The organism is Kitasatospora sp. NPDC017646, from assembly GCF_044329365.1.
GTDB lineage: Bacteria > Actinomycetota > Actinomycetes > Streptomycetales > Streptomycetaceae > Kitasatospora.
Window position 1 is genome coordinate 172,751 of the sequence record NZ_JBIRJC010000015.1, and the last position, 24,040, is coordinate 196,790.

General features: G+C 72.6%; 23 protein-coding genes and 1 pseudogene. 11 read left to right on the top strand and 13 right to left on the bottom strand.

The features are described 5' to 3' along the window. Position 1: 1 nt before the first annotated feature. From ACH4J0_RS23860 to ACH4J0_RS23870, 3 genes are all read right to left on the bottom strand, one after another. Positions 2 to 202 carry a hypothetical protein gene (locus ACH4J0_RS23860; RefSeq protein WP_396242550.1) on the bottom strand — a complete coding sequence of 67 codons (201 nt, stop codon included), beginning with the start codon at positions 200 to 202 and terminating at the stop codon, positions 2 to 4. An 82-nt stretch (positions 203 to 284) separates the two neighbouring features. Then, positions 285 to 875 (bottom strand): DUF1990 family protein, encoded by a 591-nt coding sequence (locus tag ACH4J0_RS23865; protein ID WP_396242551.1) that lies wholly within the window; start codon positions 873 to 875, stop codon positions 285 to 287. Beyond that, complete coding sequence (locus ACH4J0_RS23870; protein WP_396242552.1) at positions 872 to 1,711, bottom strand: YndJ family protein; 840 nt, start codon at positions 1,709 to 1,711, stop codon at positions 872 to 874. The genes ACH4J0_RS23865 and ACH4J0_RS23870 overlap by 4 nt, the downstream gene beginning before the upstream one ends. A gap of 154 nt (positions 1,712 to 1,865) precedes the next feature. Here ACH4J0_RS23870 and ACH4J0_RS23875 point away from each other — a divergent pair, with 154 nt between their 5' ends. After that, positions 1,866 to 2,135, top strand: a complete 270-nt coding sequence (locus ACH4J0_RS23875) for a DUF1876 domain-containing protein (RefSeq protein WP_396242553.1) — start codon at positions 1,866 to 1,868, stop codon at positions 2,133 to 2,135. Then, positions 2,132 to 2,335, top strand: a complete 204-nt coding sequence (locus ACH4J0_RS23880) for a hypothetical protein (RefSeq protein ID WP_396242554.1) — start codon at positions 2,132 to 2,134, stop codon at positions 2,333 to 2,335. Before ACH4J0_RS23875 ends, ACH4J0_RS23880 begins: the two co-directional genes overlap by 4 nt. Positions 2,336 to 2,538: 203 nt before the next feature. Here ACH4J0_RS23880 and ACH4J0_RS23885 read toward each other — a convergent pair whose 3' ends face one another. The 4 genes from ACH4J0_RS23885 to ACH4J0_RS23900 form a co-directional block, all read right to left on the bottom strand. Further along, entirely contained in the window at positions 2,539 to 2,979 is a 441-nt protein-coding gene (locus ACH4J0_RS23885) for a PPOX class F420-dependent oxidoreductase (protein ID WP_396242555.1), read from the bottom strand. A 27-nt stretch (positions 2,980 to 3,006) separates the two neighbouring features. Next, complete coding sequence (locus ACH4J0_RS23890) at positions 3,007 to 4,620, bottom strand: cytochrome bc complex cytochrome b subunit (protein ID WP_396242556.1); 1,614 nt, start codon at positions 4,618 to 4,620, stop codon at positions 3,007 to 3,009. A gap of 274 nt (positions 4,621 to 4,894) precedes the next feature. Then, positions 4,895 to 6,430, bottom strand: a complete 1,536-nt coding sequence (locus ACH4J0_RS23895) for an MFS transporter (protein ID WP_396242557.1) — start codon at positions 6,428 to 6,430, stop codon at positions 4,895 to 4,897. 146 nt (positions 6,431 to 6,576) lie between these two features. Further along, positions 6,577 to 7,257, bottom strand: a complete 681-nt coding sequence (locus ACH4J0_RS23900) for a TetR/AcrR family transcriptional regulator (protein ID WP_396242558.1) — start codon at positions 7,255 to 7,257, stop codon at positions 6,577 to 6,579. A gap of 185 nt (positions 7,258 to 7,442) precedes the next feature. Between ACH4J0_RS23900 and ACH4J0_RS23905 the strand changes: the two are divergent. Together ACH4J0_RS23905 and ACH4J0_RS23910 are read left to right on the top strand one after the other, a co-directional pair. Next, positions 7,443 to 7,856, top strand: a pseudogene (locus ACH4J0_RS23905) (Uma2 family endonuclease); the annotation flags it as partial. Positions 7,857 to 7,974: 118 nt separating this feature from the next. Then, positions 7,975 to 8,763, top strand: coding sequence for a VOC family protein (locus ACH4J0_RS23910; RefSeq protein WP_396242559.1), 789 nt, complete (start codon positions 7,975 to 7,977; stop codon positions 8,761 to 8,763). Positions 8,764 to 8,878: 115 nt separating this feature from the next. Here the strand turns inward: ACH4J0_RS23910 and ACH4J0_RS23915 are convergent, their stop codons facing one another. Continuing rightward, positions 8,879 to 9,340 (bottom strand): hemerythrin domain-containing protein, encoded by a 462-nt coding sequence (locus tag ACH4J0_RS23915; RefSeq protein WP_396242560.1) that lies wholly within the window; start codon positions 9,338 to 9,340, stop codon positions 8,879 to 8,881. Between the two features lie 107 nt (positions 9,341 to 9,447). Then, positions 9,448 to 10,041, bottom strand: coding sequence for a TIGR03086 family metal-binding protein (locus ACH4J0_RS23920; RefSeq protein ID WP_396242561.1), 594 nt, complete (start codon positions 10,039 to 10,041; stop codon positions 9,448 to 9,450). A 192-nt stretch (positions 10,042 to 10,233) separates the two neighbouring features. Between ACH4J0_RS23920 and ACH4J0_RS23925 the strand changes: the two genes are divergently transcribed. Beyond that, entirely contained in the window at positions 10,234 to 10,803 is a 570-nt protein-coding gene (locus ACH4J0_RS23925) for a DoxX family protein (protein ID WP_396242562.1), read from the top strand. Between the two features lie 116 nt (positions 10,804 to 10,919). On the opposite strand, the gene ACH4J0_RS23930 is transcribed toward ACH4J0_RS23925, so the two are convergent. Continuing rightward, positions 10,920 to 11,681, bottom strand: a complete 762-nt coding sequence (locus ACH4J0_RS23930) for a PP2C family protein-serine/threonine phosphatase (protein ID WP_396242563.1) — start codon at positions 11,679 to 11,681, stop codon at positions 10,920 to 10,922. A gap of 214 nt (positions 11,682 to 11,895) precedes the next feature. On the opposite strand from ACH4J0_RS23930, the gene ACH4J0_RS23935 reads away from it, so the two are divergent. The 4 genes from ACH4J0_RS23935 to ACH4J0_RS23950 all read left to right on the top strand — a co-directional run bounded on the left by ACH4J0_RS23935 (position 11,896) and on the right by ACH4J0_RS23950 (position 15,755). Then, entirely contained in the window at positions 11,896 to 13,041 is a 1,146-nt protein-coding gene (locus ACH4J0_RS23935; protein ID WP_396242564.1) for an LLM class flavin-dependent oxidoreductase, read from the top strand. Next, positions 13,038 to 13,664: an FMN reductase gene (locus ACH4J0_RS23940; RefSeq protein ID WP_396242565.1), complete on the top strand. Its 627-nt coding sequence runs from the start codon at positions 13,038 to 13,040 to the stop codon at positions 13,662 to 13,664. Before ACH4J0_RS23935 ends, ACH4J0_RS23940 begins: the two co-directional genes overlap by 4 nt. A gap of 211 nt (positions 13,665 to 13,875) precedes the next feature. Continuing rightward, positions 13,876 to 14,931 carry a Dyp-type peroxidase gene (locus tag ACH4J0_RS23945; RefSeq protein ID WP_396242566.1) on the top strand — a complete coding sequence of 352 codons (1,056 nt, stop codon included), beginning with the start codon at positions 13,876 to 13,878 and terminating at the stop codon, positions 14,929 to 14,931. Between the two features lie 26 nt (positions 14,932 to 14,957). Beyond that, on the top strand, positions 14,958 to 15,755 hold the full coding sequence (locus ACH4J0_RS23950) for a family 1 encapsulin nanocompartment shell protein (RefSeq protein WP_396242567.1): 798 nt from the start codon (positions 14,958 to 14,960) through the stop codon (positions 15,753 to 15,755). Between the two features lie 174 nt (positions 15,756 to 15,929). On the opposite strand, the gene ACH4J0_RS23955 is transcribed toward ACH4J0_RS23950, so the two are convergent. Beyond that, complete coding sequence (locus ACH4J0_RS23955; RefSeq protein ID WP_396242568.1) at positions 15,930 to 18,974, bottom strand: BTAD domain-containing putative transcriptional regulator; 3,045 nt, start codon at positions 18,972 to 18,974, stop codon at positions 15,930 to 15,932. Between the two features lie 263 nt (positions 18,975 to 19,237). Between ACH4J0_RS23955 and ACH4J0_RS23960 the strand changes: the two genes are divergently transcribed. After that, the gene (locus tag ACH4J0_RS23960) at positions 19,238 to 21,400 is read left to right on the top strand and encodes an ATP-binding protein (protein ID WP_396242569.1); all 2,163 of its coding nucleotides are present in this window, start codon (positions 19,238 to 19,240) and stop codon (positions 21,398 to 21,400) included. Here ACH4J0_RS23960 and ACH4J0_RS23965 read toward each other — a convergent pair. Both ACH4J0_RS23965 and ACH4J0_RS23970 read right to left on the bottom strand, forming a co-directional pair. Continuing rightward, the gene (locus tag ACH4J0_RS23965; protein ID WP_396242570.1) at positions 21,369 to 22,001 is read right to left on the bottom strand and encodes a hypothetical protein; all 633 of its coding nucleotides are present in this window, start codon (positions 21,999 to 22,001) and stop codon (positions 21,369 to 21,371) included. The two genes, ACH4J0_RS23960 and ACH4J0_RS23965, sit on opposite strands and share 32 nt — an antisense overlap. Beyond that, entirely contained in the window at positions 21,998 to 23,308 is a 1,311-nt protein-coding gene (locus ACH4J0_RS23970; protein WP_396242571.1) for a hypothetical protein, read from the bottom strand. Before ACH4J0_RS23970 ends, ACH4J0_RS23965 begins: the two co-directional genes overlap by 4 nt. Before the next feature lie 373 nt (positions 23,309 to 23,681). On the opposite strand from ACH4J0_RS23970, the gene ACH4J0_RS23975 reads away from it, so the two are divergent. Further along, a partial coding sequence (locus ACH4J0_RS23975) for an electron transfer flavoprotein subunit beta/FixA family protein (protein ID WP_396242572.1) occupies positions 23,682 to 24,040 on the top strand: 359 nt, incomplete at its 3' end.

Sequence of the window (24,040 nt, forward strand, 5' to 3'; positions counted from 1 at the left end):
ATCACCGGAGTGCCCTCGGCCCGGAGGCCGGCGTCAACCGCACCGCGCCGCCGAGGCGTTCGGCCGCGGCGTCGGGGCCGTGGCCGAACCAGCCCTCGCCGGAGCCGTCCGTCACCTCCGGCCACTCGCGCCACTCCTCCGGCCAGGGTGCGGGGTCCTCGTCGGGGGCGTCCATCTCCAGGACCGGCTGCATCGGGATCACCCGCTGATGATGCCGGAGGCCCGCACCGCCCGACCAGCGGATTCACGCCACGGACCTGCGCCGCGGGCCTACCGGCGCGGGCCTACGGCGCGTCGGCCGCGATCGCGGCCAGCACCCGTCCGCAGCGCCGGGCGAAGGCGAGCGGGAGGAGCGGGAGGAGCGGGAGGAGCGGGAGCAGCGGGCCGGCCAGCACCCGTCCGCAGCGCCGGGCGAAGGCGAGCGGGAGGAGCGGGAGCAGCGGGCCGGTCAGCCGGGCCCACCAGGCGACCGGGCGGCTGAACGCGGTGACGTCGAACCAGACCGCCCCGTCGGGGTCCAGTTCGACCAGGAAGGTCTCCTCGCCCCGGCCCAGGTGGCCGTGCCTGGTCCCGTACGTGAAGCCGTACCGGTCCGGGCCGTTGACGGCGGCCAGCACCCGGTTGGGCGCGCCCGCCCGCAGCGGGCCGAAGCCGATGGTGCAGCGCACAGCGACGCCGGGGGCGGCCTCCTCGGCCTCCGCGTCGATCCACACGCCCGCCAGGCGGTGCATCCGCCAGCCGAGCAGGGCGGCCCCGGCGACGTCGAGAGCGGCGCGGCCGTGGCCGATCCGGGCCCGGTGGTGCAGGTGGCGGTAGCCGGCGGGCAGGTCGCCGGTGCGGCTGGCGCCCTGCTCGGAGTAGCTGTAGTCGTTCATCGGAGGGACTCCGTGGTCTTGATCCGGCGCCAGGCGAGGAGCGCGCAGAGGGCGAAGCCGAGCGCGTTGCCCAGGCCGTGGGTGGCGGCCATCCAGGCCAGGGTGGGGTGGGGGAGCCCGGCGGCCCGGCCGAGCGCCCACCACAGGGCGAGCAGCATGGTGAGCGCCAGGACGGCGGAGGAGGCGGCGAGCAGTCGGGCGGTGGCCCGGTCCGCCGCCCGGCGACGCAGTTCGCGCCGGCTGACCAGGGCGACCAGCCACATGCCGGCGCTCAGTACGACGGCTCCGGCGAACTGCCACCAGTCGCCGAGGAAGTACCCGGCCAGTACCAGCAGGGTGCCCGCCGGGACGCTGAGCGCCGCGCAGCGGGCCGGCCGGGAGCCGTGGTCGGCGCGGCAGACCAGTCCGGCGACCAGTGCGGCGGTGAATCCGGCGTAGTGGAAGTGCGGGACGGTCAGTGCCAGGACGTGCGGCTCGAAGCCGAAGAGCGGATAGCCGGAGCGCTCGGCGACCAGTGCGACGCCGGCCACCGAGGGGGCGGCGAGCGCGGTGAGCACGGCGACTTCGGCGGGAGCGAGCGAGCGGGTCCGGGCCAGCCGCAGCGGTGAGTGCAGGGCCACGAGCAGCGTGCCGAGCGCGTAGAGGGCGGCGCTGCCGGTGGCGAGCCCGCCGCGCGGCAGCCAGAGCGAGAGCGCTCCGGGGACGGCCGCGAGCGGCCAGAGCCGGCGGACCCGGGCGAGCCCGGGTTCGTCGATCAGGGCCAGCCCGAGCGGCAGGACGGCGCCCATGCCGAGCAGGACCAGCAGGTCCACCAGTTCGGTCGTGCCTCGGCCCACGGCGGCCGCCCCTCTTGAACGCGTTCAAATAGGCTTCGTCGACGACTGTACGTCGCTGTATTGAACGTGTTCAACTCTGCCCCGGAACGCCTGGCCTGGTGTTCGCGCTGGGTGCGGCGCACTCTGGAGGGGTAACCGATGGAGGTGATCCGCCATGCAGACTCTGGTCGGTTGGCACATCGAGATGGAGTTCCGCGAGGTCGGCCCGCGGACGACCGCGGCCGCCCTGCTCCGGCTCGGCGACGGGAGCGAGCTGCGCGCCCACGGCTACAGCAGCCGCCACCCCTCGGACCCGGAACAGCTGCGGGTCGGCGAGGAGATCGCGGGAGCCCGCGCGCTCAACGACCTCGCGTCGCAGCTGCTCTCCAAGGCGCACGGGGAGATCCAGGAGGTCAGCCCGGTCCCGACCCATCCGCTCTCGTGACCGCCCCGCAACCCGCCGGCGACCAGGCCGGACGGGACCCGGAGCGCCGGCGCATCCCGCTGATCTGCCCGCGCTGCGGGCACGAGCAGCAGGTCGTCCCCGGTGGGCCCGAGCGGGCGGTCAAGGTGGTGCACGTGGGGACCGGTCGTGAGGCGTGCGAGCCCGGGGACCTGGCCCGGGCGCCGGATGAGGTGTCCTGAAACCGCCGATCGCCCGCACCACCGAGCCCGGGGAACCGCCGGGGGGCGGGGCCCCGCCCCGGCCCCGCCACCCGGCGGGCCGGGAACGCCCTACGGGAGCGGGCGGGTGACGCCTTGCTGCGCCGACCGCCCAGCGGCAGCGGTCAGTTGAGGGCCGCCCAGCGGCAGCGAGCGGTCAGTTGACGGCCGCCCGGTGGCAGAGGTCAGTTGACGCAGTAGGTCGCCGGCGGCCGCCACTCCGGCCCGACCAGCCGCTGCTCCAGCTCGTTCAGGGTGATCCGAATCCCGACCGTCCCCGCCAGCCCCACCCGGAACCGGCTGCGGGCCAGCGCGATCAGCGCGGTCAGGCCGTACTTGTTGATCAGCGAGGTGCGGTAGCGCGCGGTCGCGTCGGGGTCGCAGAGCCGTGCCCGGGCCGGGAGTTGCCGACCGGTGGGGCGTCCGTGGGCGTCGCAGGGGCCGATCAGCACCCGGGGGTGGCGGCGGATCCGTTCGGCCTCGCCGGAGTGGGCGGGGGTCCAGACGCCGAGCGCCGTGCCGTCGGGCACGACCCACAGTTGCGAGTCCTGTCGGCTGCCGTCGTCGCCGAAGGTGGTCAGCAGGAGGTACTTGCTGTCGGCGAGCTGGTCGGTTCGGTCGTGCATGATCTCCTCCCTCTCGCAGGGGGCGGGTCAGTGGTGACCGTGGCCCTCGGTGATCTCGCGGTACTCCTCGACGGTGGGCCTGGCGACCTGGGCGTGTTCGCCGTGGAATCCGCGGGACAGCAGCACCCGGGTGCGGGTGAGCACACCCGTCGGTCGGGCCACTCCATTCTCGTCCACCGCGGGCGGCAGTACGAGGGGGCGGGGCTGTTCGTGGGCGGTGAGCCGGTGCAGTTCGGCGGGCGTGAGCCCGGCGTGGACCTCGGTGAACTCGCCGTGCGGCAGCCGCCGGACGATGCCGGTCTCCCGTCCGTGCAGCACCTTGTCGCGGTCCCGGTGTTGCAGGCCCAGGCACCACCGCTTGGTCACCACGAAGACGGCCACCGGGACGACGAAGAAGCCGATCCGCACCGCGTAGGTGATCGCGTTGAGCGACAGGTGCAGGTGGGTGGCGATGAGGTCGTTGCCGCCGCCCGCGAGCATCACCAGGTAGACGCTGATCCAGGCCGCGCCGAGGGCGGTGCGGACGGGCGCGTTGCGCGGCCGGTCGAGCAGGTGGTGCTCACGCCCGTCGTTCGTCACCCAGCTCTCGATGAACGGGTAGACCGCGATCGCGCCGAGGATCACCGGGAACAGGGCGAAGGGGATCAGCACCCCGAGGTTGAGGGTGTGCCCCCACAGGCTGATCTCCCAGCCGGGCATCACCCGGATCAGACCTTCGGCGAAGCCCATGTACCAGTCCGGCTGGGCGTCGGTGGAGACCTGGTCGGGACGGTACGGGCCGTACGCCCAGATCGGGTTGACGGTGGCGATCGCCGCCATCAGGGACACGATCCCGAAGACCAGGAAGAAGAACCCGCCGGCCTTGGCCATGTAGACCGGCATCAGCGGCATGCCGACCACGTTCTTCTCGGTCCTGCCGGGCCCGGCCCACTGGGTGTGCTTGTGGTAGAAGACGAGGATCAGGTGGGCGACCAGCAGTCCGAGCATGATGCCGGGGACCAGCAGCACGTGGATGGTGAAGAACCTCGGGATGATGTCGTGCCCGGGGAACTCCCCGCCGAACAGGAACATCTGGACGTACGTGCCGACCAGTGGCACGGCCAGCACCACGCCCTCGATGAACCGGATGCCGGTGCCGGAGAGCAGGTCGTCCGGGAGCGAGTAGCCGAAGAAGCCGTCCAGCATGCCGAGGAACAGCAGCAGGAAGCCGAAGACCCAGTTGATCTCGCGCGGCTTGCGGAAGGCGCCGGTGAAGAACACCCGCATCATGTGCACGAACATCGCCGCGACGAAGACGATCGCCGCCCAGTGGTGGATCTGCCGGATCAGCAGGCCGCCGCGGACCTCGAAGCTGATGTCCACGGTGGAGGCGTAGGCCTCGGACATCGAGATGCCCTTGAGCGGGACGTACGAGCCGCTGTAGACGACCTCGCCCATGCTGGGCTTGAAGAAGAGGGTCAGCCAGACGCCGGTCAGGATGATGATCAGGAAGGTGTAGAGGCAGATCTCGCCCAGCATGAAGGACCAGTGGTCCGGGAAGATCTTCCGCAGGTTGGCCCTGGCCAGGGTGTGGATCCCCAGCCGGCCGTCCGCCCAGTCGGCGGCCCGCCGCCCCCGCCCTGGGTTCTGATTCCGGGTCATGTGCACGCACCTCAGTCCGAAGGAAGCGGGGATAGGTCCCCGATTCGCGCTGAGGACACCATATTCGGGGAGTGTTCCCCACTTCTACCCGGGGTTCCGTTGGCGGGCGGACACGGGCCGCGTCGCCCGGGCCTGGTCGGGCCCGGGCCGCGCCGGGCAGGGCCGGCTCCGGGTCGGAAACGGCGAGCGGCCCGCCCGGTGTCGGGAAGACACCGGACGGGCCGCGTACGCACCCACGTGATCGAGACGGGCAGTGCCCCGAGGGGCGGCGAGGTCAGTGCACCAGCACCGGCACCTCGTCGGCCTTCGCCGTGCCCGAGTCGGAGCCCGCACCCGTGGCGCCGGGGTGGCCGGCGTTGATGAAGGTGAAGGCGACCGTGGCGGCCGCCACCAGGATCCCGAAGGAGATCCAGATCGCGGTGGTGAAGCCGTGCACCATGCCCTGGAACTGCAGGGCCTTGGCGGCCGCGGGTGTGGCGGCGGTGTGCAGGGCGGCGGCGTGCGAGGTCAGCCAGGTGGTGTTGGCGCTGGCCGCGATGGTGTTCAGCAGCGCGGTGCCGATGGCGCCGCCGACCTGCTGCGAGGTGTTGACCATGGCCGACGCCACGCCCGCGTCCCGCGGCTGGACGCCGTGGGTGGCGAGGCTCATGGCCGGCATGAAGGCGGTGCCCATGCCGAGGCCCATCAGGATCAGGCCGGGCAGGATCAGCGCCGGGTACGAGGTGTCCAGGCCGATGTGGGTCAGCAGGAACATGCCGACCGAAGCGGTCAGGAAGCCGGGCGCCATCAGGAAGCGCGCCGGGACGCGGGTCATCAGCCGGGCGCCGATCTGGGTCGAGCCGGTGATCATGCCCGCCACCATCGGCAGGAAGGCCACGCCGGTCAGCACGGGGCTGTAGCCGCGCACGACCTGGAGGTAGTAGGTCAGGAAGAGGAACAGACCGAACATGCCGATCACGGCCATGCCCAGCGACAGGTACACCCCGCCGCGGTTGCGGTTCAGCACCACGCGCAGCGGCAGCAGCGGGGCCTTGACCCGGCGCTCCACCAGGGCGAAGGCGGTCAGCAGCACGACGGCCGCGGCGAACAGCCCCAGGGTGCTGCCGGCCGTCCAGCCGCTGGACTCGGCGCGGGTGAAGCCGTAGACCAGGGAGACCAGACCGGTGGTCACCAGCACCACGCCGGGGATGTCCAGCTTGTTGCGGTTGCGGCCCTCGGCGGGCTCGCGGATCACCAGGACGGCGCCGGTGGCGGCCACGACGGCGAACGGGATGTTGACGAAGAAGGTCCAGCGCCAGTTCATGTACTCGGTCAGGAAACCGCCGAGGATCAGACCGATGGCGCCGCCGCCACCGGCGATCGCGCCGTAGATGCCGAACGCCTTGGCGCGCTCCTTGGCCTCGGTGAAGGTCACCGCGAGCAGCGACAGCGCGGCCGGCGCCAGCAGCGCGCCGAAGACGCCCTGGAGCGCGCGGGAACCGAGCAGCATCGCGGTGTTGACCGCGGCGCCGCCGAGCGCGGAGGCGAGGGCGAAGCCGGTCAGGCCGACGATGAAGGTCCGCTTGCGGCCCCAGAGGTCCGCGATCCGGCCGCCGAACAGCAGCAGACCGCCGAAGGCCAGCGCGTAGGCGGTGATCACCCACTGGCGGTTGCCGTCGGATATGCCCAGGTCCCGCTGGGCGGACGGCAGGGCGATGTTCACGATGGTGGCGTCGAGGACGACCATCAGCTGGGCGAGGCCGATGAAGATCAGCGCCTTCCAGCGCCTCGGATCGGGAAGCGTCGCCGGGCGGGCGTCGGTTTGAGACATGGGGATACCCATTTCACGGTGCGTGGGCGTGCGAGAACGGTCAACTGCCGTACGGGAACAGCAGGTTGCCGTACGGGTGCAAAGGGCGCGCGAAGGCGTCCGGAGGAGGCGCGCCGGTCAGCGGCGCGGTCGGTGCTGGTGGTCGGTCAGTTCTTGGTCTGGAAGTCCTCGAAGGTCGCGGCCCGGCCGGGCAGGACCGAACGGACGGGCGTGCGCAGACCGTCAAGGAAGATCTGCAGGTGCCGGTGGACGAACTCGTCGAGCAGTCGGCAGGAGGTGTTCGGCAGCGGTCGGGTCAGCTGGCTCATCGCGATGAACAGGTCGCCGTGGTCGACGTCCGGCCGCATCTCGCCCGCTTCCCGGGCGCGCTCCATCAGCCCGCCCACGGCGGACCGCAGGCGCTCCCGGACCTCGGTCAGGTCCGGGTCGCACGGGTCGATGTGGCTACTGAACAAGGTGCAGAGGCCGCCGATCTTCTCTGCGACGTTCGCGTGCACGAACCGTTGCAGGGCTTCGAACGGCCCCTCGCCGTCAGGGTCCTCAGCCTCCGCCGTCGCCGTCTCGGCGAGCGCCAGGGTGCGGCTCTTGACGAGCAGTGCCACCTCGCGGATCAACGCCACGCGGTCCGGGAAGTTCCGGTACAGCGTGGCATTGCCGACCCCCGCCCGCTTCGCGATCTCGTCCAGCGGCACGTCCGCACCGTGCTCGACGAACGCGTCCCGGGCCGCCAGTACGATCCGCTCCCGGTTCCGGCTCGCGTCCGCACGCAGCTTCGGCGTACGCACCCTCCCCGCGGAACGGGCCGACTCGGCGGCGACGGTGGTCATGGCGACTGCTCCTCCAGGATACCGGGGAAGTTCTCCCCGCTTCTACCAACGTACTCGGAAACGGGGAAACTGTCCCCGTAATTTCCACCCACGATGTGACCCGCATCTCATTCGGGCGATCGTCGGACGTGGTCGGTATCGTCAGAAGCCAGACGCCCCGTAGCCCCTCGCCGGTGTGCTCGTTGCGGATCCGCATCCAGCTGCGTCCTGAGCTGTGGCTGTGCGACCAAGGGCTGAAAGTCCAGACTTATCGTGGTGGCCGAGCACGCCCCGATGGCACGCTCGCGCCCAGTGGCACCTTCGGCAGCCAGGGCGAGTGGGCGGACGCCGACGGAGTGCTGATGGTTGTCGAAGTCACCTCTTACGATTCCGACACGGACCGCCGCGACCGCGTCGAGAAGCCCCGGGCCTACGCCGAGACCGGAATCCCCGTCCACCTGCTGATCGACCGGGACTCCGCCGAGGTCATCGTGCACAGCCAGCCCGACGGCGTCCGCTACGAGACCGTCCAGACCCTTCCCTTCGGCAGGACCGTCCGCCTTCCCGACCCGGTCGGCATCTCCCTCGACACCGAGCCGCTCAAGAACTGGGTGCGCTGAGCCCGGCCATGTCTTCCCGGGCGGGTAGAGCCGTCGGCCTAGGCTGGGCGTCCCGGGCGGCCGGTGGGTCGCGGGAGTCGGGAGGGGCCCGGCGGCCGGGTGGGCGAGGAGGTTCGCGATGGGCAGCGAGGAGACGACCGCCAAGGTGCGCTGCGTGGCGGCCGTTCCGTGCTGGGTGAGCCTGATGGCCCGGGACCTGGAGGGTGCAAAGGAGTTCTACGGCCCGCTGCTCGGTTGGGACTTCGAGCCCGGGCCGGAGCGCTTCGGCCCTTACGTGCACGCGGTGACCGGTGGGGAGGCGGTGGCCGGGCTGGGGGTCGCGGGAACCGGGGCGGTGCCGCTCGCCTGGACCAGCTACTTCGGGACGGAGAACGCCGACGCCGTCGCCGACGCGGTGCGCGAGCGCGGCGCGACCCTGGCGGTCGGCCCGCTGGCCTTCGACGCCGGGCGGGTGGCCTTCGCGGCGGATCCGGTCGGGGCGGTGTTCGGCATCTGGGAGGGCCCGCTGGGCCGGGCCCGGAGGCTGGACCTGCCGGGCGCGCCGGTCTGGATCGAGCTGCGCACCCCGGACCCGTTCGCGGCGGCGCTGTTCTACGGCGAGGTGTTCCGCTGGGACGGCCGGGACCCGGAGCGCTTCGAGGTCCGCTGGGAGCACGACCGGGTGGTGCTGCGGGCGGAGGGGCACAGTGTCGCGGCACTGGCCAAGGAGCAGGCGGGCGGACCGGCGGGCATGCCGCCGCACTGGGAGATCTCCTTCGCCGTCCAGGACGCCGACCGGGCGCTGGCCCGGGCCCTGGAGCTGGGCGGTTCGGTGACCGGCCCGGCCTTCGACACCCCGTACGGGCGGGTGGCCCGGCTGCGGGACCGCGAGGGTGCCCGGTTCGCGGTGATCAGCCCCAAGGGCTGAACCGTCCGAGGGCTGAGCAGTCCCGAGGGCTGGGCAGCCCCGAGGGCTGAACCGCCCCGAGGTCGACCGACGAGTCGACCGCCGGGACGTCCGAAGTGCCGTCCGGGGACCTGGGTCACTCCGGGCCGCCGCCGAGTTCCTCCCGCTCCCCCCGGAGCCGGTCGCCGAGCGCCGCACGGGCCGCCGCGGGCAGGGCCTTGCGGGCGGCCGGGAAGAGCGCCTTCTCCTCGCCCTCCAGGTGCTGCCGGAGGGTGTCGGCGAGGCCGCGCAGCAGGGTGTCGAAGGCCGGGTCGGCCGGGTCGAGTCCCTGCATGTCGGAGAGGTACTGCCCGATCGCCAGGTGGTCGTGGATGCTGCGGAAGACCAGGGCCCCGCCCTCGGGGACGTCGTGCTGGACGACCGGGAAGAGGTGCTCCTCCTCGGCGGCGCAGTGGGTGAACAGCAGGTCGGTCAGCCGGGACACCAGCTCGGCGCGCTCGGCGGATCCGGCCGGTGCCGTCTCGGCCCGGTCGAGCAGTTCGGTGACCGCCTTGTGGTCGGCGGTGAACTCGCCGAGGATGTCCGGCCTGCGGCTCATGGCGTGACCGCCTCTCGTCCGGGATCAGGACTGCCCCCGTACTGTCCAGTATCCGGCGCCGCCGAGTGGAACCCGCGACCCGCCCGGGCCGGGGCCTGTCCTGGCCGCTAGCCGTCCCGTCGCCCGGTGAGGGCCAGCAGCCGGGTCTGCGGGCCCGCGTCCTCGGGCACCGGTAGCGGCGGGTCGAACAGCCCGCTGCCCGAGAGGTCGCCGTAGCCGGCGAACTCGCCCAGGGCGAAGTCCACCAGGTCGTCCGGGAGCCGGGTGTGCTTCCCGATGCCCTGGGCGAGATCCCAGGTGTGGATGACCAGGTCGGTGGTGAGCTGGTCCAGGTAGTACTGCCCGGAGACGTCGCCGAAGGAGAGGTGGACGGTGAGCTCGGTGGCGCCGGGCACCTCCCAGGCCTGGCGGGCGGCCTCGGCGGCCGCCGTCCAGGCGGCGACCGGGTCGTCGCCGAGCACGTCGCCGTCGAAACGGCTGCCGACCTCGGCGATGGTGGCGCCCATCAGCAGCTCGGGCACCCAGAGCTGCTCGCCGGTGAGGTGGTTGACCAGGTCGCGGACGGACCAGTCGGCGCACGGGGTGGGGGAGTCCCACCGCCCGGGCGTGACCAGGCGGACCCGCTCGTCGAAGGCGGCGAGGGCCTCGGGGAACGGCGTGCCGGGCCGGGTGGCCCGCTGGTGTTGCCTGCGTTGAGCCATGTCTCCACCCTGCCCCGGTTCCGGCGGGGTGCGCGAGTCGCTCACGGGCCGTCAGTTGTTCAAATTCGAACTCCAAGGTACGGTCAAGGAGCGGCCGGTTCAAATTTGAACAACAGTCGCGGCGCACCACATGCCGCCCGGCCGCACCGCCACACGCACCCCTACGGCCGACCCCGATCGATGGAGACGCGCATGCCGAGCAGCAGCCCGAGCACGACCGCCGCCACCAGTCCCACCAGCCCCGCCCGGAACGGCTCCGGACCCGCGACCACCTCCCCGCACGCCTATGACGCCGGACTCCTGCTCCTGCGCCTGGTGCTCGGCCTGACCATGGCCGCACACGGCAGCCAGAAGCTGTTCGGCTGGTTCGGGGGTGGCGGGATCGACGGCACCGGCCAGTTCTTCACCATGAGCGGCTACCCGGCGGGCAACGCCATGGCCGTGGTCGCCGGCCTCACCGAGATCCTGGGTGGACTCGGCCTCGCCGTCGGCCTGTTGACCCCGCTGGCCGGTGCCGCGATCGTCGGCACGATGGTCAACGCGATCGCCGTCACCTGGGGCGGCGGTTTCTTCGCCCCCAAGGGCAACGAGTACGAGCTGCTGCTCACGGCGGGCGCCGCCGCCCTCGCGCTGACCGGCCCCGGCCGCTACGCGGTGGACCGCTTCCTGCCGGTGCTGAAGGCGCACCGCCTGGCGTACGGCGCGGCCGCGGTGCTGGTCGGCCTGGCGACGGCCGGGGTGATCCTGCTGCTGCGCAAGTAGTCGAACGCCGTGGGCGATTGGCTCAACCATCCTGCTGGGAGGCCGTGGTGACGGTTGGTCACCACGGCCTCCGTGCGTCTTTCCGCGACGATCCGCGTACGGCGGGCCGTGGCGCGTCACTCGCCGATCCGGACCAGCGCCAGGGTGATGTTGTCCGGCCCGCCCGCCTCGATCGCCGCCTTCCACAGCTCGAAGGCGGTCTTCCCGTCGGCCCGCTCGGACGTGTCGTACGAGCGGGCGAGCAGTCCGCAAAGCTCCTCCTCGGGCACCGGGTCGGTGAGGCCGTCGCTGCACACCAGGTAGCGGTCGCCGGCGGCCAGTGGCGCGACCCGTACGTGCGGCTCGACGAAGGTGAGGCCGAGCGAGCCGCCGAGGGTCTGGGTGACGACCGAGGTGGTGCGGCGGCCGGGTGGGAGCGGCGGGCTGTCGTCCACGCTCACCCGCTGCAGCCCGTCCGCGGCGACCCGGTAGACCCGGCTGTCGCCGACGTTGAAGACCACCGCCTGCTCGGGCAGCAGCACCAGCCCGGCGACCGTGGTGCCCATCGCGGCCAGCTCCGGTTCCCCGGCGGCAGCCGCGTAGACCGCTCGGTTGCACCCCTGCAACTCCTCCCGGAGGGCCTCCTCGTCGCCCAGGCCGCCCCCGGCGGCGGCGAGCCGGCGGGCGACCAGGGCGCTGGCCACCTCGCCGCCGGGGTGGCCGCCGAGGCCGTCGGCGACCGCGACCACGCAGGGCGGGCCGAGCGGGAAGAGCAGGGTCTGCGGGTTGGTGGTCACGGTGGCGCAGAGGGTCCAGGGGCCGACCGTGAGGCTGTCCTCGTTGTGCTCCCGCACCAGGCCTTCGTGGCTCAGCGCGCTCACCGCGATGTACGGCGCCATCGGTTCGCCGTCCTTCCGGAGGGCCCTGCCGTCGTCGGGGGCCGCCCACGGGCCGCCTTCCGCGGGCACGCTTCCGTGCGCCCGCCTCGTGGTGGGCCTTCCGTCGGCCCGCCTTCCATTGTCGGCGGGAACCGGCGGAATAACGATCCGCACCGGGGTGCTAAGGTAGTTGAAAGTTGGACTACCTGGGAACTCCTGGAGTGTGGTGAGCAGCATGCAGTTCGGAATCTTCAGCGTCGGCGACGTCACCCCCGACCCGACCACCGGCCGCACCCCGACCGAGCACGAGCGGATCAAGGCGATGGTGGCCATCGCCCGCAAGGCCGAGGAGGTCGGCCTGGACGTCTTCGCGACCGGCGAGCACCACAACCCGCCGTTCGTCCCGTCCTCCCCGACGACCATGCTCGGCTACATAGCCGCGCAGACCGACCGCCTCATCCTCTCCACCTCGACCACGCTGATCACCACCAACGACCCGGTGAAGATCGCCGAGGACTTCGCGATGCTCCAGCACCTCGCCGACGGCCGGGTGGACCTCATGATGGGCCGCGGCAACACCGGCCCGGTCTACCCGTGGTTCGGCAAGGACATCCGCCAGGGCATCCCGCTCGCGATCGAGAACTACGCGCTGCTGCACCAGCTGTGGCGCGAGGAGGTGGTGGACTGGAAGGGCCGCTTCCGCACCCCGCTGCAGTCCTTCACCTCCACCCCGCGTCCGCTGGACGACGTCCCGCCGTTCGTCTGGCACGGCTCGATCCGTAGCCCCGAGATCGCCGAGCAGGCCGCCTACTACGGCGACGGCTTCTTCGCGAACAACATCTTCTGGCCCAAGGAGCACTTCCAGAAGCTGATCGACCTGTACCGCGAGCGGTACGCCCACTACGGCCACGGCACGCCCGAGCAGGCGATCGTCGGCCTCGGCGGGCAGGTGTTCATGCGGAAGAACTCCCAGGACGCGGTGCGCGAGTTCCGTCCGTACTTCGACAACGCGCCGGTGTACGGACACGGGCCCTCGCTGGAGGAGTTCACCGACCAGACCCCGCTGACCGTGGGCAGCCCGCAGGAGGTCATCGAGAAGACCCTGGGCTTCCGCGAGACCTTCGGCGACTACCAGCGCCAGCTGTTCCTGATGGACCACGCCGGCCTGCCGCTGAAGACCGTGCTGGAGCAGCTGGACCTGCTCGGCGAGGAGGTCGTGCCGGTGCTGCGCGAGGAGTTCGCCAAGGGCCGCCCGGCCGAGGTGCCGGAGGGGCCGACCCACGCCGCGCTGGTCGCGGCCCGCGACGCCGGTGACACCCGCGACGCGGGTGTCACCGGTGGCACCCGTGACCTGCGTGAGACGGAGGAGGTCTCCAAGTGACCGTGTTCAAGCTGGCGGTGGTGAGCGCCGGGCTCAGCAAGCCGTCCTCGACGCGCCTGCTGGCCGACCGGCTCGCCGAGGCGACCGTTCGCCGGCTCGGTGAGGACGGGCGGGAGGCCGAGGTCACGGTGATCGAACTGCGTGACCTCGCGGTGGACATCGCCAACAACTTCGTCACCGGTTTCCCGGCCACCGCGCTGCGCGAGGCGATCGGGACCGTGACGGAGGCGGACGCGGTGATCGCGGTGACGCCGATCTTCACCGCCTCCTACAGCGGCCTGTTCAAGTCCTTCTTCGACGTGATCGACCACGACGCGCTCACCGGCAAGCCGGTGCTGATCGCCGCCACCGGTGGTACGCCCCGGCACTCGCTCGCCCTGGAGCACGCCGTACGGCCGCTGTTCAGCTACCTGCGCGCGGTGGTGCTGCCGACGGCGGTCTACGCCGCCACCGACGACTGGGGCGCGGCCGGGGACGCGCTGACCGACGGCCTGCCGGGCCGGATCGACCGGGCGGCGGGCGAGCTGGCGGCCCTGCTGGCCGGGCGCGGCCCGGTGGCGAAGCCTGCGCTGCCGGAGCAGGTGGTCCCGTTCGCCGAGCAGCTGGCGGCGCTGCGGGTCTGAGGCCCGACGTCCGAGGGGCGGGTGCGCGAGCGCTGGGAACCGCCGCGAACGCACCCGCCCCTTCCGCATGCGCTCGGGCAGCGCGGCCCGGCCCGGTCACCCGAACGGCTCCCTGACAGCGCCCCCGGTGGTGCCGCCGACCCCGTCGGCGGGGCCGTTCGGCCGCATGCCGGCCGTGCCGATGCGTCCGTTGTGCGATGTCATCGTTGGCATGCAGCCCGAACCGCAAGCCGTGCTCTCCCCGCTGACGGGCGCGGCCGTCTTCCTGGTCCTCACCGTCGAACCCGGCGGCGAGGACACCGTCCGCGACCTGCTGCCCGACCTCGCCGGACTGCGCCGCTCCGTCGGCTTCCGGGCCCCCGACGGCGGCCTCACCTGCGTCACCGGCATCGGCTCCGCGCTCTGGGACCGCCTCTTCGACGGCCCCCGGCCCGCCGACCTCCACCCCTTCCAGGAACTGGCCGGCCCCCGCCACCGCGCCCCGGCCACCCCCGGCGACCTGCTGCTGCACCTGCGGGCCGAGCGGATGGACCTCTGCTTCGAACTGGCCGGCCAGCTCACCACCCGCCTCGCCGGGGCGGCCACCGTGGTCGACTCCGTGCACGGCTTCCGCTACTTCGACGACCGGGACCTGCTCGGCTTCGTCGACGGCACCGAGAACCCCGAGGGCCGAGCCGCCGCGGACGCCACCCTGGTCGGGGCGGAGGACCCGGACTTCGCCGGCGGCAGCTACGTCATCGTCCAGAAGTACCTCCACGACCTGGACAAGTGGAACGGGCTGAGCGTCGAACAGCAGGAGGGGGCGGTCGGCCGCACCAAGCTCACCGACATCGAACTGGACGACGACGCCAAACCCGCCGACTCGCACGTGGCCCTCACCGTGATCACCGGTCCGGACGGCGAGGAGCAGAAGATCGTCCGCTACAACATGGCCTTCGGCTCCTTCGAGGGCGGCGGCGAGTTCGGCACCTACTTCATCGGCTACGCGCGCGACCCCGGGGTGACCGAGGAGATGCTGCGCAACATGTTCATCGGCAACCCGCCCGGCACCACCGACCGGCTGCTCGACTTCTCCACCGCCGTCACCGGCTCGCTGTTCTACGTCCCGACCGCCGACTTCCTCGACTCGCCGCCGCCCGCCGCCCCGGCTGCCGCCGCCACTGCCGCCGCCGTGCCCGCCGTTGCCGCCCTCCCTGCCGGGCCCGCCGTCGCCGAGGCGCGTTCGGACGGCTCGCTCGGCATCGGCAGCCTCAAGCCGACCTCCTGAAGCCGACCTCGAACAGGATGCGCGCCATGAACAACCTGCACCGCGAACTCGCCCCCGTCTCCGCCGCCGCCTGGGAGGAGATCGAGGAGGAGGCCCGCCAGACCTTCAAACTCCACATCGCCGGCCGCCGGGTGGTCGACCTCAGCGGTCCCGAGGGCACCACCCTCGCCGCCGTCGGCACCGGCCACCTCCACGGCATCGAACCGCCCCTCGACGGCGTCCAGGCCCGCGCCCGCGCCAGCCGCCCGGTGGTCGAACTGCGCATCCCCTTCACCGTCAGCCGGGAGGCCGTCGACGACGTCGAGCGCGGCTCCCGCGACTCCGACTGGCAACCGGTCAAGGACGCCGCCCGCACCCTCGCCCGCGCCGAGGACCGCGCGGTCTTCGAGGGCTACCGGGCTGCCGCGATCGAGGGCATCCGGGCCGGCTCCAGCAACCCGCCGGTCCAGCTCCCGGCCGACGTGCGGGAGTATCCGGAGGCCGTGAGCCGCGCCCTCACCGCCCTCCGCCTCGCGGGCGTCGGCGGACCGTACTCACTCCTGCTGGGCGCCGAGGCCTTCACCGCCGTCAACGAGACCAGCGACCACGGCTACCCCGTCCACAACCACCTGGCCCGGCTGCTGGACGGCGACATCATCTGGGCCCCCGCGATCGAGGGGGCGTTCCTGCTCTCCGCCCGGGGAGGGGACTTCGAACTCTTCCTCGGCCAGGACGTCTCGGTGGGCTACCTCTCCCACGATGCGGAATCCGTGCGGCTCTACCTCCAGGAGTCGCTCACCTTCAGCATTTACACGGGAGAGGCCGCCGTCGTTCTGGACTCCTAGCACCACATCGAGCTGGAGTCGGCGAGCATCATGAATATGGACATGATCATGTTCATCGCGCTTCGAGGCTTTCTGCTGAAGTTCCGATCGGCATGATCGCCGAGTTGGGCAGATACTAAGCAGACGCCATCGCCCGCGTCGAGCTGGTGCCCGGCGGTAAACGCGACTCGGAGTTCAGTGCTTGAATGGAGGCTTTGACTCGAGATCGGCAAGGGCCGAGCGGGCCCGCGCAGCCTCTTCCGCATTGTCGACCTGCTCGGCCAGATGAATGGCCGCGCGCAGGTGCGCCGTGGCGGACGCCGGGTCTCCGAGCGCCGCTTCGCACCGGCCGAGCCCGCACAGGGCGGCCGCCTCCTCGCGGGCTGCGCCGATGGAGCGCGCCAGCTGCAAGGCAGCGGCATGCTGGTCCCGTGCCTCCTCGTGGCGGCCGACGGTAGAGAGGGTCGCGCCGAGGTCGTTCAGACTGTCCGCCTCGTAACGGACACTGCCGACCTCGCGAAACGTCGCCAAGGCCGATCGGAAGAGCGAGAGGGCGTATTCGAGCTCGTCGGGGATCGTCAGGGTGGCTGCCAGGTTCGTCCGTGCCACGGAAAGCTCCAGTTGTGGCATGAGACCGTCCCCGATTTTCAGAAGGCGTTCGAAAACCTCGCGCGCCGCCGCATTCCTCCCGGCGCTCAGATGGAGATCTCCGAGATTGTTCAGTATCCGGAATTCAAGGACCCGGTCACTGAATTTCCGGGCGATGGGAAGGGCTTCGTCGTAGGACGCGAGTGCCGCCTCCGTGTCACCCGTCGAGCGGTGCAGGATGCCGATGTTGGCGAGGCAGCGGGCGACATTCAGTTGGTCACCCTGCTCCACCCGAATGGCGAGCACCTCTTTCTGGATCGCCAGCGACTCGGGGATCCGGCTCTGGTCCCACCGGAGCCGCCCGAGCAGGCTGAGTGCGTCGGCCGTCGCGTCCGGATCGCCCATGCCGCGCGCGAGCGCCAGTGCGCGGTCGAGGGCCTCCGAGGCCGACTCGTAGCGGGAGGCGTTCGCCAATGTCGCCCCCAGGTCGATCAGCGCCCGCGCCTCCTGCCGATCGTTCGCCCGCGACCGCCAGTGCGTCGCCGCCGCCCGATGCATGTCCTGCGCCTCGCTCCAGTACGCCTCGGCGTCCAGGTGTCCGGCCAGGACGTGCGCGAGCCAGGCGCCGGTCTCGGCGAGTCCGACCCGGTGGGCGTGGGTGGTCAGCGCGATCAGCCCGGCGTGCTCGGTCTCCAGCCAGGTTCTCGACGTCTCAGGAGAGTTGATCTCGATATCTCCCAACAAATCGTCCAAATAATCGAATTGGTGATCTGTCGGAAGCTGAGTTCTCGATCTACGTGGATACAGCAGGCGGTCGGCGCGGTCGGCGGCGCGCAGGGAGAAGTGGAGTAGCCGGCCGACCGCCGATTCCCGTTGCTTCGCCTCCACCCCCAGCGCTGCCGCGAACTCTCGCAGAAGATCATGGAGTTGGTACCGCTCCGGGGCGATCTCCTGAATCAGGTGGCAGTTGAGCAATGCCTCCAGCACCCGGTCCGTTTCGTCGATCGCCAGCCCCAGCAGGGCCGCCGCCGCGTGCACGCCGAAATCGGGGCCGGGGTAGAGGCCGAGCAACCGGAATGCCGAGCGCTGGCCGGACGGGAGGTACTGGTAGGAGACCTCGAAGGCCCGGGCGATGCTCTCCGAGCCGCTGCGGATCTCGGCGAGCCGCCCCTTGCGGGAGAGGCGTCGGGCGAGGTGGTCGAGGGTCCAGGAGGGGCGGGCCTTGAGGCGGCTGGCGGCGAGTTGGATGGCGAGCGGGAGGAGGCCGCAGCGGTCGACGATCTCGACGACGCGGTCCCGGTCGGCCGAACGGTCGGGGCCCACCACGGTGGTGAACAGGGCGACGGCGTCGTCCACCGGCAGGACGTCCAGGAACACCGGTCGGGCACAGGGGAGTTCGGCGAGCCGCTGGCGCGAGGTGACGATGATCAGGGCCGACGGCGCGGGCGGCAGCAGGGGGCGGATCTGGGCGGTGTTGGAGGCGTCGTCGAGGACGATGACGGCGCGCCGGGTGGAGAGGGCCTCCTCGCAGAGCGCGAACACCTCGTCGGCGTCGAGCGGGATGGTCGTGGCGGGCACGCCGAGGCGTCTCAGCAGCAGGGCGCCGGCGGCTTCGGGGGTCAGCGGCGGCTGGTTGCCGACGTGGGCGCGCAGGTTGAGGTAGACGTAGCCGTCGGGGAAGTGCTCGCGCATCAGGTCGGCGGCGTGCAGGGCGAGCGTGGTCTTGCCGACTCCGGGCATGCCGAGGATCGCCGAGACGGTGACGACGCCTCCCCGGGCGTCGGACGGGCCGCGTCCGCTGTCGGGCAGCACGCGCCTGAGGTCGTCCCGTCGGCCGATCAGCCGGTGTCGGCCGGGCGTGCCGGAGGGTGCCGGGCCGTCGGCCTCTGCGGGGACGGCGGCCGGGGCGAGTTCGACCCGACCGCGCGTGCCGGGCAGGGGTTCGCCGTTGAGCATGCGCCGGTGCAGCCGGGTGAGGGCTTCGCCGGGTTCGGCGGCGAGGCGGGCGCGGAGTAGCCGGACGACGGCGGGATAGACAGCCAGGGCGTCGGCCTGGCGGCCGGCCGCGTGGAGCGCGGTCATCAGGTGGCCGGCGAGGCGTTCGTCGGTGGGGCGGTCCTCGCGCAGGGCGGTGAGCTCGGGGATGAGTTCGTGGTGGCGGCCGATCCGCAGGTCGATCTCGATGCGCTGCAGCGTGGTGGCGAAACGCTGGTCGGCCATGGTGGCGCGGGTGTTGCGGGCCCAGGTGCCGGGCAGGCCGGCCAGGGGTTCGCCGCCCCACAGTTCCTCGGCGCGGCCGAGGACCGTTCTGGCCTGGTGGTCCTGCCCGTTCTCGGCGAGCAGGCCGGCCTGTTGGACCAGGTCCAGATATCGCCACCAGTCGATGAGTTGGGGGTCGGCCCGCAGGGTGTACGTGTGCGATCGGGTGTCGATCGTCGGCGCTTCCCCGGGGTTTTGCGTCCCGCCGGTCCGAGCGGCCCGTCTCAGCAGTGCCCGTAGGTGGGAAACGTGGCTGTACAGGCTGGTCAGTGCGCTCGGTGGTGGTTCCTCGTCCCACAGTCGGTACGCGAGCGAGGTGTGGGAGAGCGGCCTTCCGACCTCCAGGGCCAGCGCGGCCAGCAGCTGCCGCCGTTTGTCCGAGTGGAGCGCCAACGGCTCTCCGTTCACCGACAGTTCAACTGAACCCAGGAGATGGAACTTCATTGACGTCCCCCGCCGGTCGGCTACCAGCTTGCCGTGTCGCGGGTGAGCATGGCACGCGTTCGGGGCGGTCGGCTATACCACGACGGGGTTCGGGCAAGGCTCCTTTGGGAATGTCCTCGACTTGACGACAAGTCATCTGCTAACAGCACGCGGACAATTCGTCGACGGCAGGGGGAGCCAGTGGCAGGATCGGCCGTGGTCGGTGGTTGCCGGTGACGGACGCCGACCCGCCCTTCGGCGTGGTGCACAACTCGCTGACCGGCGGCGGAGGCGTCGGCGGTTCGGTGGTGCAGGCCGGCACGATCAACGGTGGGCTGCACCTGCACGCCCGTCCGCTGCCTGTGCCTCGCCAACTCCCGCCGTCACCACGGAGATTGGTCGGTCGGGAAGCCGATCTGGCCGCGCTGGACCGGTCGTTGGACGAGGAGACCGGAGCACCGGAGGCCACCGTCGTGGTGACCGGCCCGGCCGGGGTGGGCAAGACCGCGCTCGCCGCCCAGTGGTTGCGCGGGCTGGCCGAGCGCTTCCCGGACGGCCAGCTGTACGCGGACCTGCGCGGCTACGCCCCGGGCGGGCCCGCCGATCCGGCCGAGGCGCTCGGCGCGTTCCTGCGGGCCTTCGGGATCTCGCCGGTGCCCCGCAGCCTGGCGGAGGGCGTCGCGCTGTGGCGCTCGCTGGCGGCGGAACGGCGGATCGCGGTGCTGCTGGACAACGCCTCGACGGCCGCGCAGGTCCGGCCGCTGCTGCCGGGCGCGGAAGGCACGGTGGTGGTGGTGACCAGTCGGCGCCGACTCACCGGGCTGGGGATGGACGGGGCGGTGTTCCGCCCGCTGGCCCCGCTCGCCGCGGAGGCGTCGACCGAGATCCTCGCCGCGCGGGTCGGCGGGCGCAGGGTGGCGGACGAGAGCGATGCCGCGGCCGAGGTGGTGGACGCCTGCGCCGGCCTGCCGTTGGCGATCTGTCTGGCGGCGGCGCGGATCGCCGCGCGGCCGGCCCAGTCGCTCGCGGCCACCGCCGAGATCCTGGGGCGCTCCACCGACCGCCTGACGGCACTGAACGCGGAGGGCGAGACCGTGCAGGACCTGCTGGACGCCTCCTACGGCGTGCTGGAGCGCGGCGCCGCCCGGCTCTACGGGCTGCTGGGCCTGCTGCCCTTCGGCGAGTTCACGCTGGAGAACGCCGCCGTCCTGATGGACGTGGACCTGCCCGCGGCGGACCGGCTGCTGGACGGTCTGATCGACGTCCACCTGCTGGAGGAACGGGGACCGGAGCGCTTCCGCTTCCACGACCTGGTGCGCCTGCACGCCCGGGCGCGGGGCCGGGAGCTCCGGGGCACCGGGGCCGGCCGGGCCGCGCTGGACCGGGTCGTCGACTGGTACCTGGCCTCGGCCACGGCCGCCGAGGCGGTCGTCACGCCGAGCCACCGCACCCTCGCCCGCGACCACCTCACCCTGCCCAGCCACCCGGCCCGGGAGTTCGCCGACCAGGTGCGGGCCCTGCGGTGGCTCGACCAGGAGCGTGACCGCCTCGCCGACGTGCTGCGCTGGTGCGAGGAACTGGACCGGCCGGCCGCCGCCTGGCAACTGGCCGACGCCATGTGGCCGTTGTTCCTGCGGCTGCGCCCGGCGCGGTTGTGGGGCGAGGCCCACCGGATAGGTCTGCGGGCCGCCCGGACGGCCGGTGACCGCAGCGGCGAACTGCGGATGCTCACCTCCGGCGGGAACGGCCTGCGCAACGCGGGCGAGGGGGAGGAGGCGGCCCGCTGGTTCACCGAGGCCCTGGAGCTCGCCCGGGAGCTGGACCACCCGCTGGCCCAGGCGAACGCGCTGTACGGGCTCAGCCAGACCCACCGGATGGCCGGCCGGCTGGCCGAGGCGGCCGAGTGCCTGCACCGGGTGGTGGGGCTCCGGGAGGCCCAGGACTACCTGCGCGGTTCGGCGCTGGCCCGGCTGGCGTACGGCGAGGTGCTGCTGCTGGCGGACCGGGCGGCCGAGGCGGTGGAGCCCGTCGAGCGGGCCGGCCGGGAGCTGTCCTCGATCGGGGAGGACTACGAGGCGGCCCGCGCGACGGCCTTCCTCGGGCTGGCGCACGGCCTGCTGGGCGCGTACGACCTCGCCGACGGCTGCCTGGCGTCGGCCCTCGCGGGCTTCCGGGCCGGGCTGTCGGTGCACTGGGAGGCGCGGACACTGGAGTTCGCCGGCCAGGTCGAGGAGCGGCGCGGCCGACCGGAGGAGGCGCGGGCCCGGTTCGAGCAGTCCCTGGCCCGGTACCGGGACGTGGGTGCCGCGGCCGAGGCGGCCAGACTGGCCGACCGCCTCGCCGCGTACGGGGTCGGTCCCGGGGTCACCCCCCGTACCGGCGGCCCGGACGTCTGAGTCGGCCGACCGCCACCCCGCCGGCACGGCAGGCGGCCGCGCCGAACCGGTCGAACCCGTCGAACGGGCCGAACCCGTCGAACGGGCCGAACCAGCTGAACCGGTCGAGTTCGGTCAGCGCCCGCCCGGCGGCCAGCCAGGCGTGCGCCAGCGAACCGAGGGCCAGCGGCAGCGCGGGCGGGCCGGGGTGGTGCAGCCCGCGGGCCGGCCGTAGGAGGAGCCGGGCCCCGGTCCGGGCGAGCAGCAGCACCGCTCCGCTGCGGTGTTCGGCGGTGGCGACCGCGCAGCCCGGGTGCGCGGACAGCGCCCCGGCGAGCCGGACCCCGGAGTCCGCCGCCGGGAGCAGCCCGAGGTGCAGCACGTCGGCCTGCCGCCGCCGGCGCCGGCCGGTCGGTTCGGTGAGGTCGAGCACCAGGTGCTCGTCCACGAAGCCGGGGCCGGGCCGGTCGCGGCGGGGCGTGGTGGGCGGCCCCGCGGCCAGTAGCCCGTGGCGGGCACCGGTCGGGGAGTCCACCCGGGCGGCGAACAGGGCGGCCGACGGCGCCCCGGACGGCGGCTCGGCGAGCGGGGCGAGCCGCACGGTGTGCAGGACGGCGGTCATCCGGCCCGCCGTGAGCCGGGCGCCAGCGGCGCGTCCAGCGGATCGGGCAGCGGCAGCGGCGCCGGCTCCGGGCTGTGCGCGGGCTGGCCGAGCCCGAGCACCCGGTAGAGCAGCCGGCGGGCGTTGCGGTCGAAGCGGCCGGGTTCGGAGCTGATCCGGGCGGCGATCGCCGCGTAGTCCTCCGGGCGGTACTGCTCGTCGGCGTAGGCGAGTTGCTCGGTGAGCGGGTGCCCGGGGGTGAGCGCGGGCGCCGTCCGGGCGAGCTGGGCGGACGGCGAACGCGGGTTGACGTTGTGGTGTGGGTACTCCGCCAGCAGTACGGGGGCACCGGTCATCGCGCCGTACAGGGTGACGGAGCCGTGGTCGCCGATGACGTAGTCCGCGGCGACCAGCAGCGGGCGCCAGTCCGCCTCCGGCGGGACGACCGAGACGGCCCCGCGCGCGGTGGCCGTGGCCCAGGCCCGAACCTGCCAGGGGCTGTGTGCGGCGGCGATGTTCGGGTGGGCGAGCAGCGCGGCGCGGTAGCCCTGCCGGGGCAGCTCCGAGGTCAGTCGGGGCAGCACGGTGTCCAGCCGCGTGAACAGCGAGCCGGCCCCCCAGGTGGAGGACACCAGGACGAGCTTCTCCTCCGGGCCGAGCCCCAGCGCCGCCCGGTAGCGCTCCCGGTGCGGCAGCGCGGCGGCGATCCGGTCGTAGCACGGGTCCCCGACCACCTCGGCGATCGGCAGGGCCTCCGGGCAGCTGCGGCTCAGTTCGTCCAGCTCCTCCGCGTGGGCCAGCGCGAAGGAGGTCGGGACGAGCCTGCCCTCCCAGTACAGGTAGTCCGGGCGCAGCCCGATGGCCGTCCGTTCGCCGTCCGGCCCGCCGCGCCGGGACAGCTTGATGTTGCCGGCCCCGTGCGGGAGCCGGACGACCGGCCCGCGCAGCTGCTCCATGCCCTGCGAGCCGGCCGCCAGGACGAGGTCGAACTCGCGCCGGACGGCCTGCTCCCAGGGCAGTACGGTGGCGCCGAGGGCGAGCAGGCCCTCCGCCGCGCCGCGGTTGAACATGTGCGGAGCCACCGTGAACTGCACGTGGATCCGCAGGTCGGAGGCGAGCAGCGAGTAGAAGTCGTGCAGCCGCTGGGCGTACACCACGGTCTGGGCGACGACCAGCACCCGCTTGCGGTCCCGCAGCGTCTCCCACGGCCCGTTGTTGCTCCAGGCGGTGCCGCCGTGCGTGCTGTCGTCCGTCCCGGTCGTCCCCTCGGTGTTGCCGTGCGTCCCGTGGGTGGCCGTGATGTCCTGTTCCCCGTGCACCAAGGTCATTCCCTTCCCCCTCCTTGACCGCAGGTCGGGGCCGTCGACGAGGCCCGTCGCCGATGTTCCCCGGGCGTGCTGGCGGATTCATTGACGGGACCTGGCGGGGGCTTGCGGAAACCTTGTGTCCGCTTGCGGCCGCCGCGCCCGGCGGCCGGACACCGGGTAGGGTACTGAGTGCCTTTACGAGGGGTACTGAGTGCCGTATTCTCTCGGTGGAACCTCTGACGCCAGTCGGAGAGAGCCGACACGGCATGCCGGTCCAGGCGGCGCTTGCGGCGCGCGGGCCGCGGCCGGGCCGGACTTGGCACTCAGTACCCTCGGCCTGACCTGAGGCCATGGATCCAGTGCATCCGTGCACCCGTGACAGGAGAAACCGCTCATGAGCTTGAGGATCGTCGTCTGTGTGAAGTACGTGCCGGACGCGACGGGTGACCGTCGTTTCGCGGACGACCACACCACCGACCGGGAGGGTGTGGACGGCCTCCTGTCGGAGCTGGACGAGTACGGCGTCGAGCAGGCGCTGCGGATCGCCGAGGCGAACGACGGTGCCGAGGTGACGGTGCTGACGGTGGGTCCGGACGACGCGAAGGACGCGCTGCGCAAGGCGCTGTCGATGGGTGCGGACAAGGCCGTCCACGTGAACGACGACGACATCCACGGTTCGGACGTGATCGGCACGTCGGCGATCCTGGCTAAGGCGCTGGAGAAGACCGGGTTCGACCTGGTGATCGGTGGCAT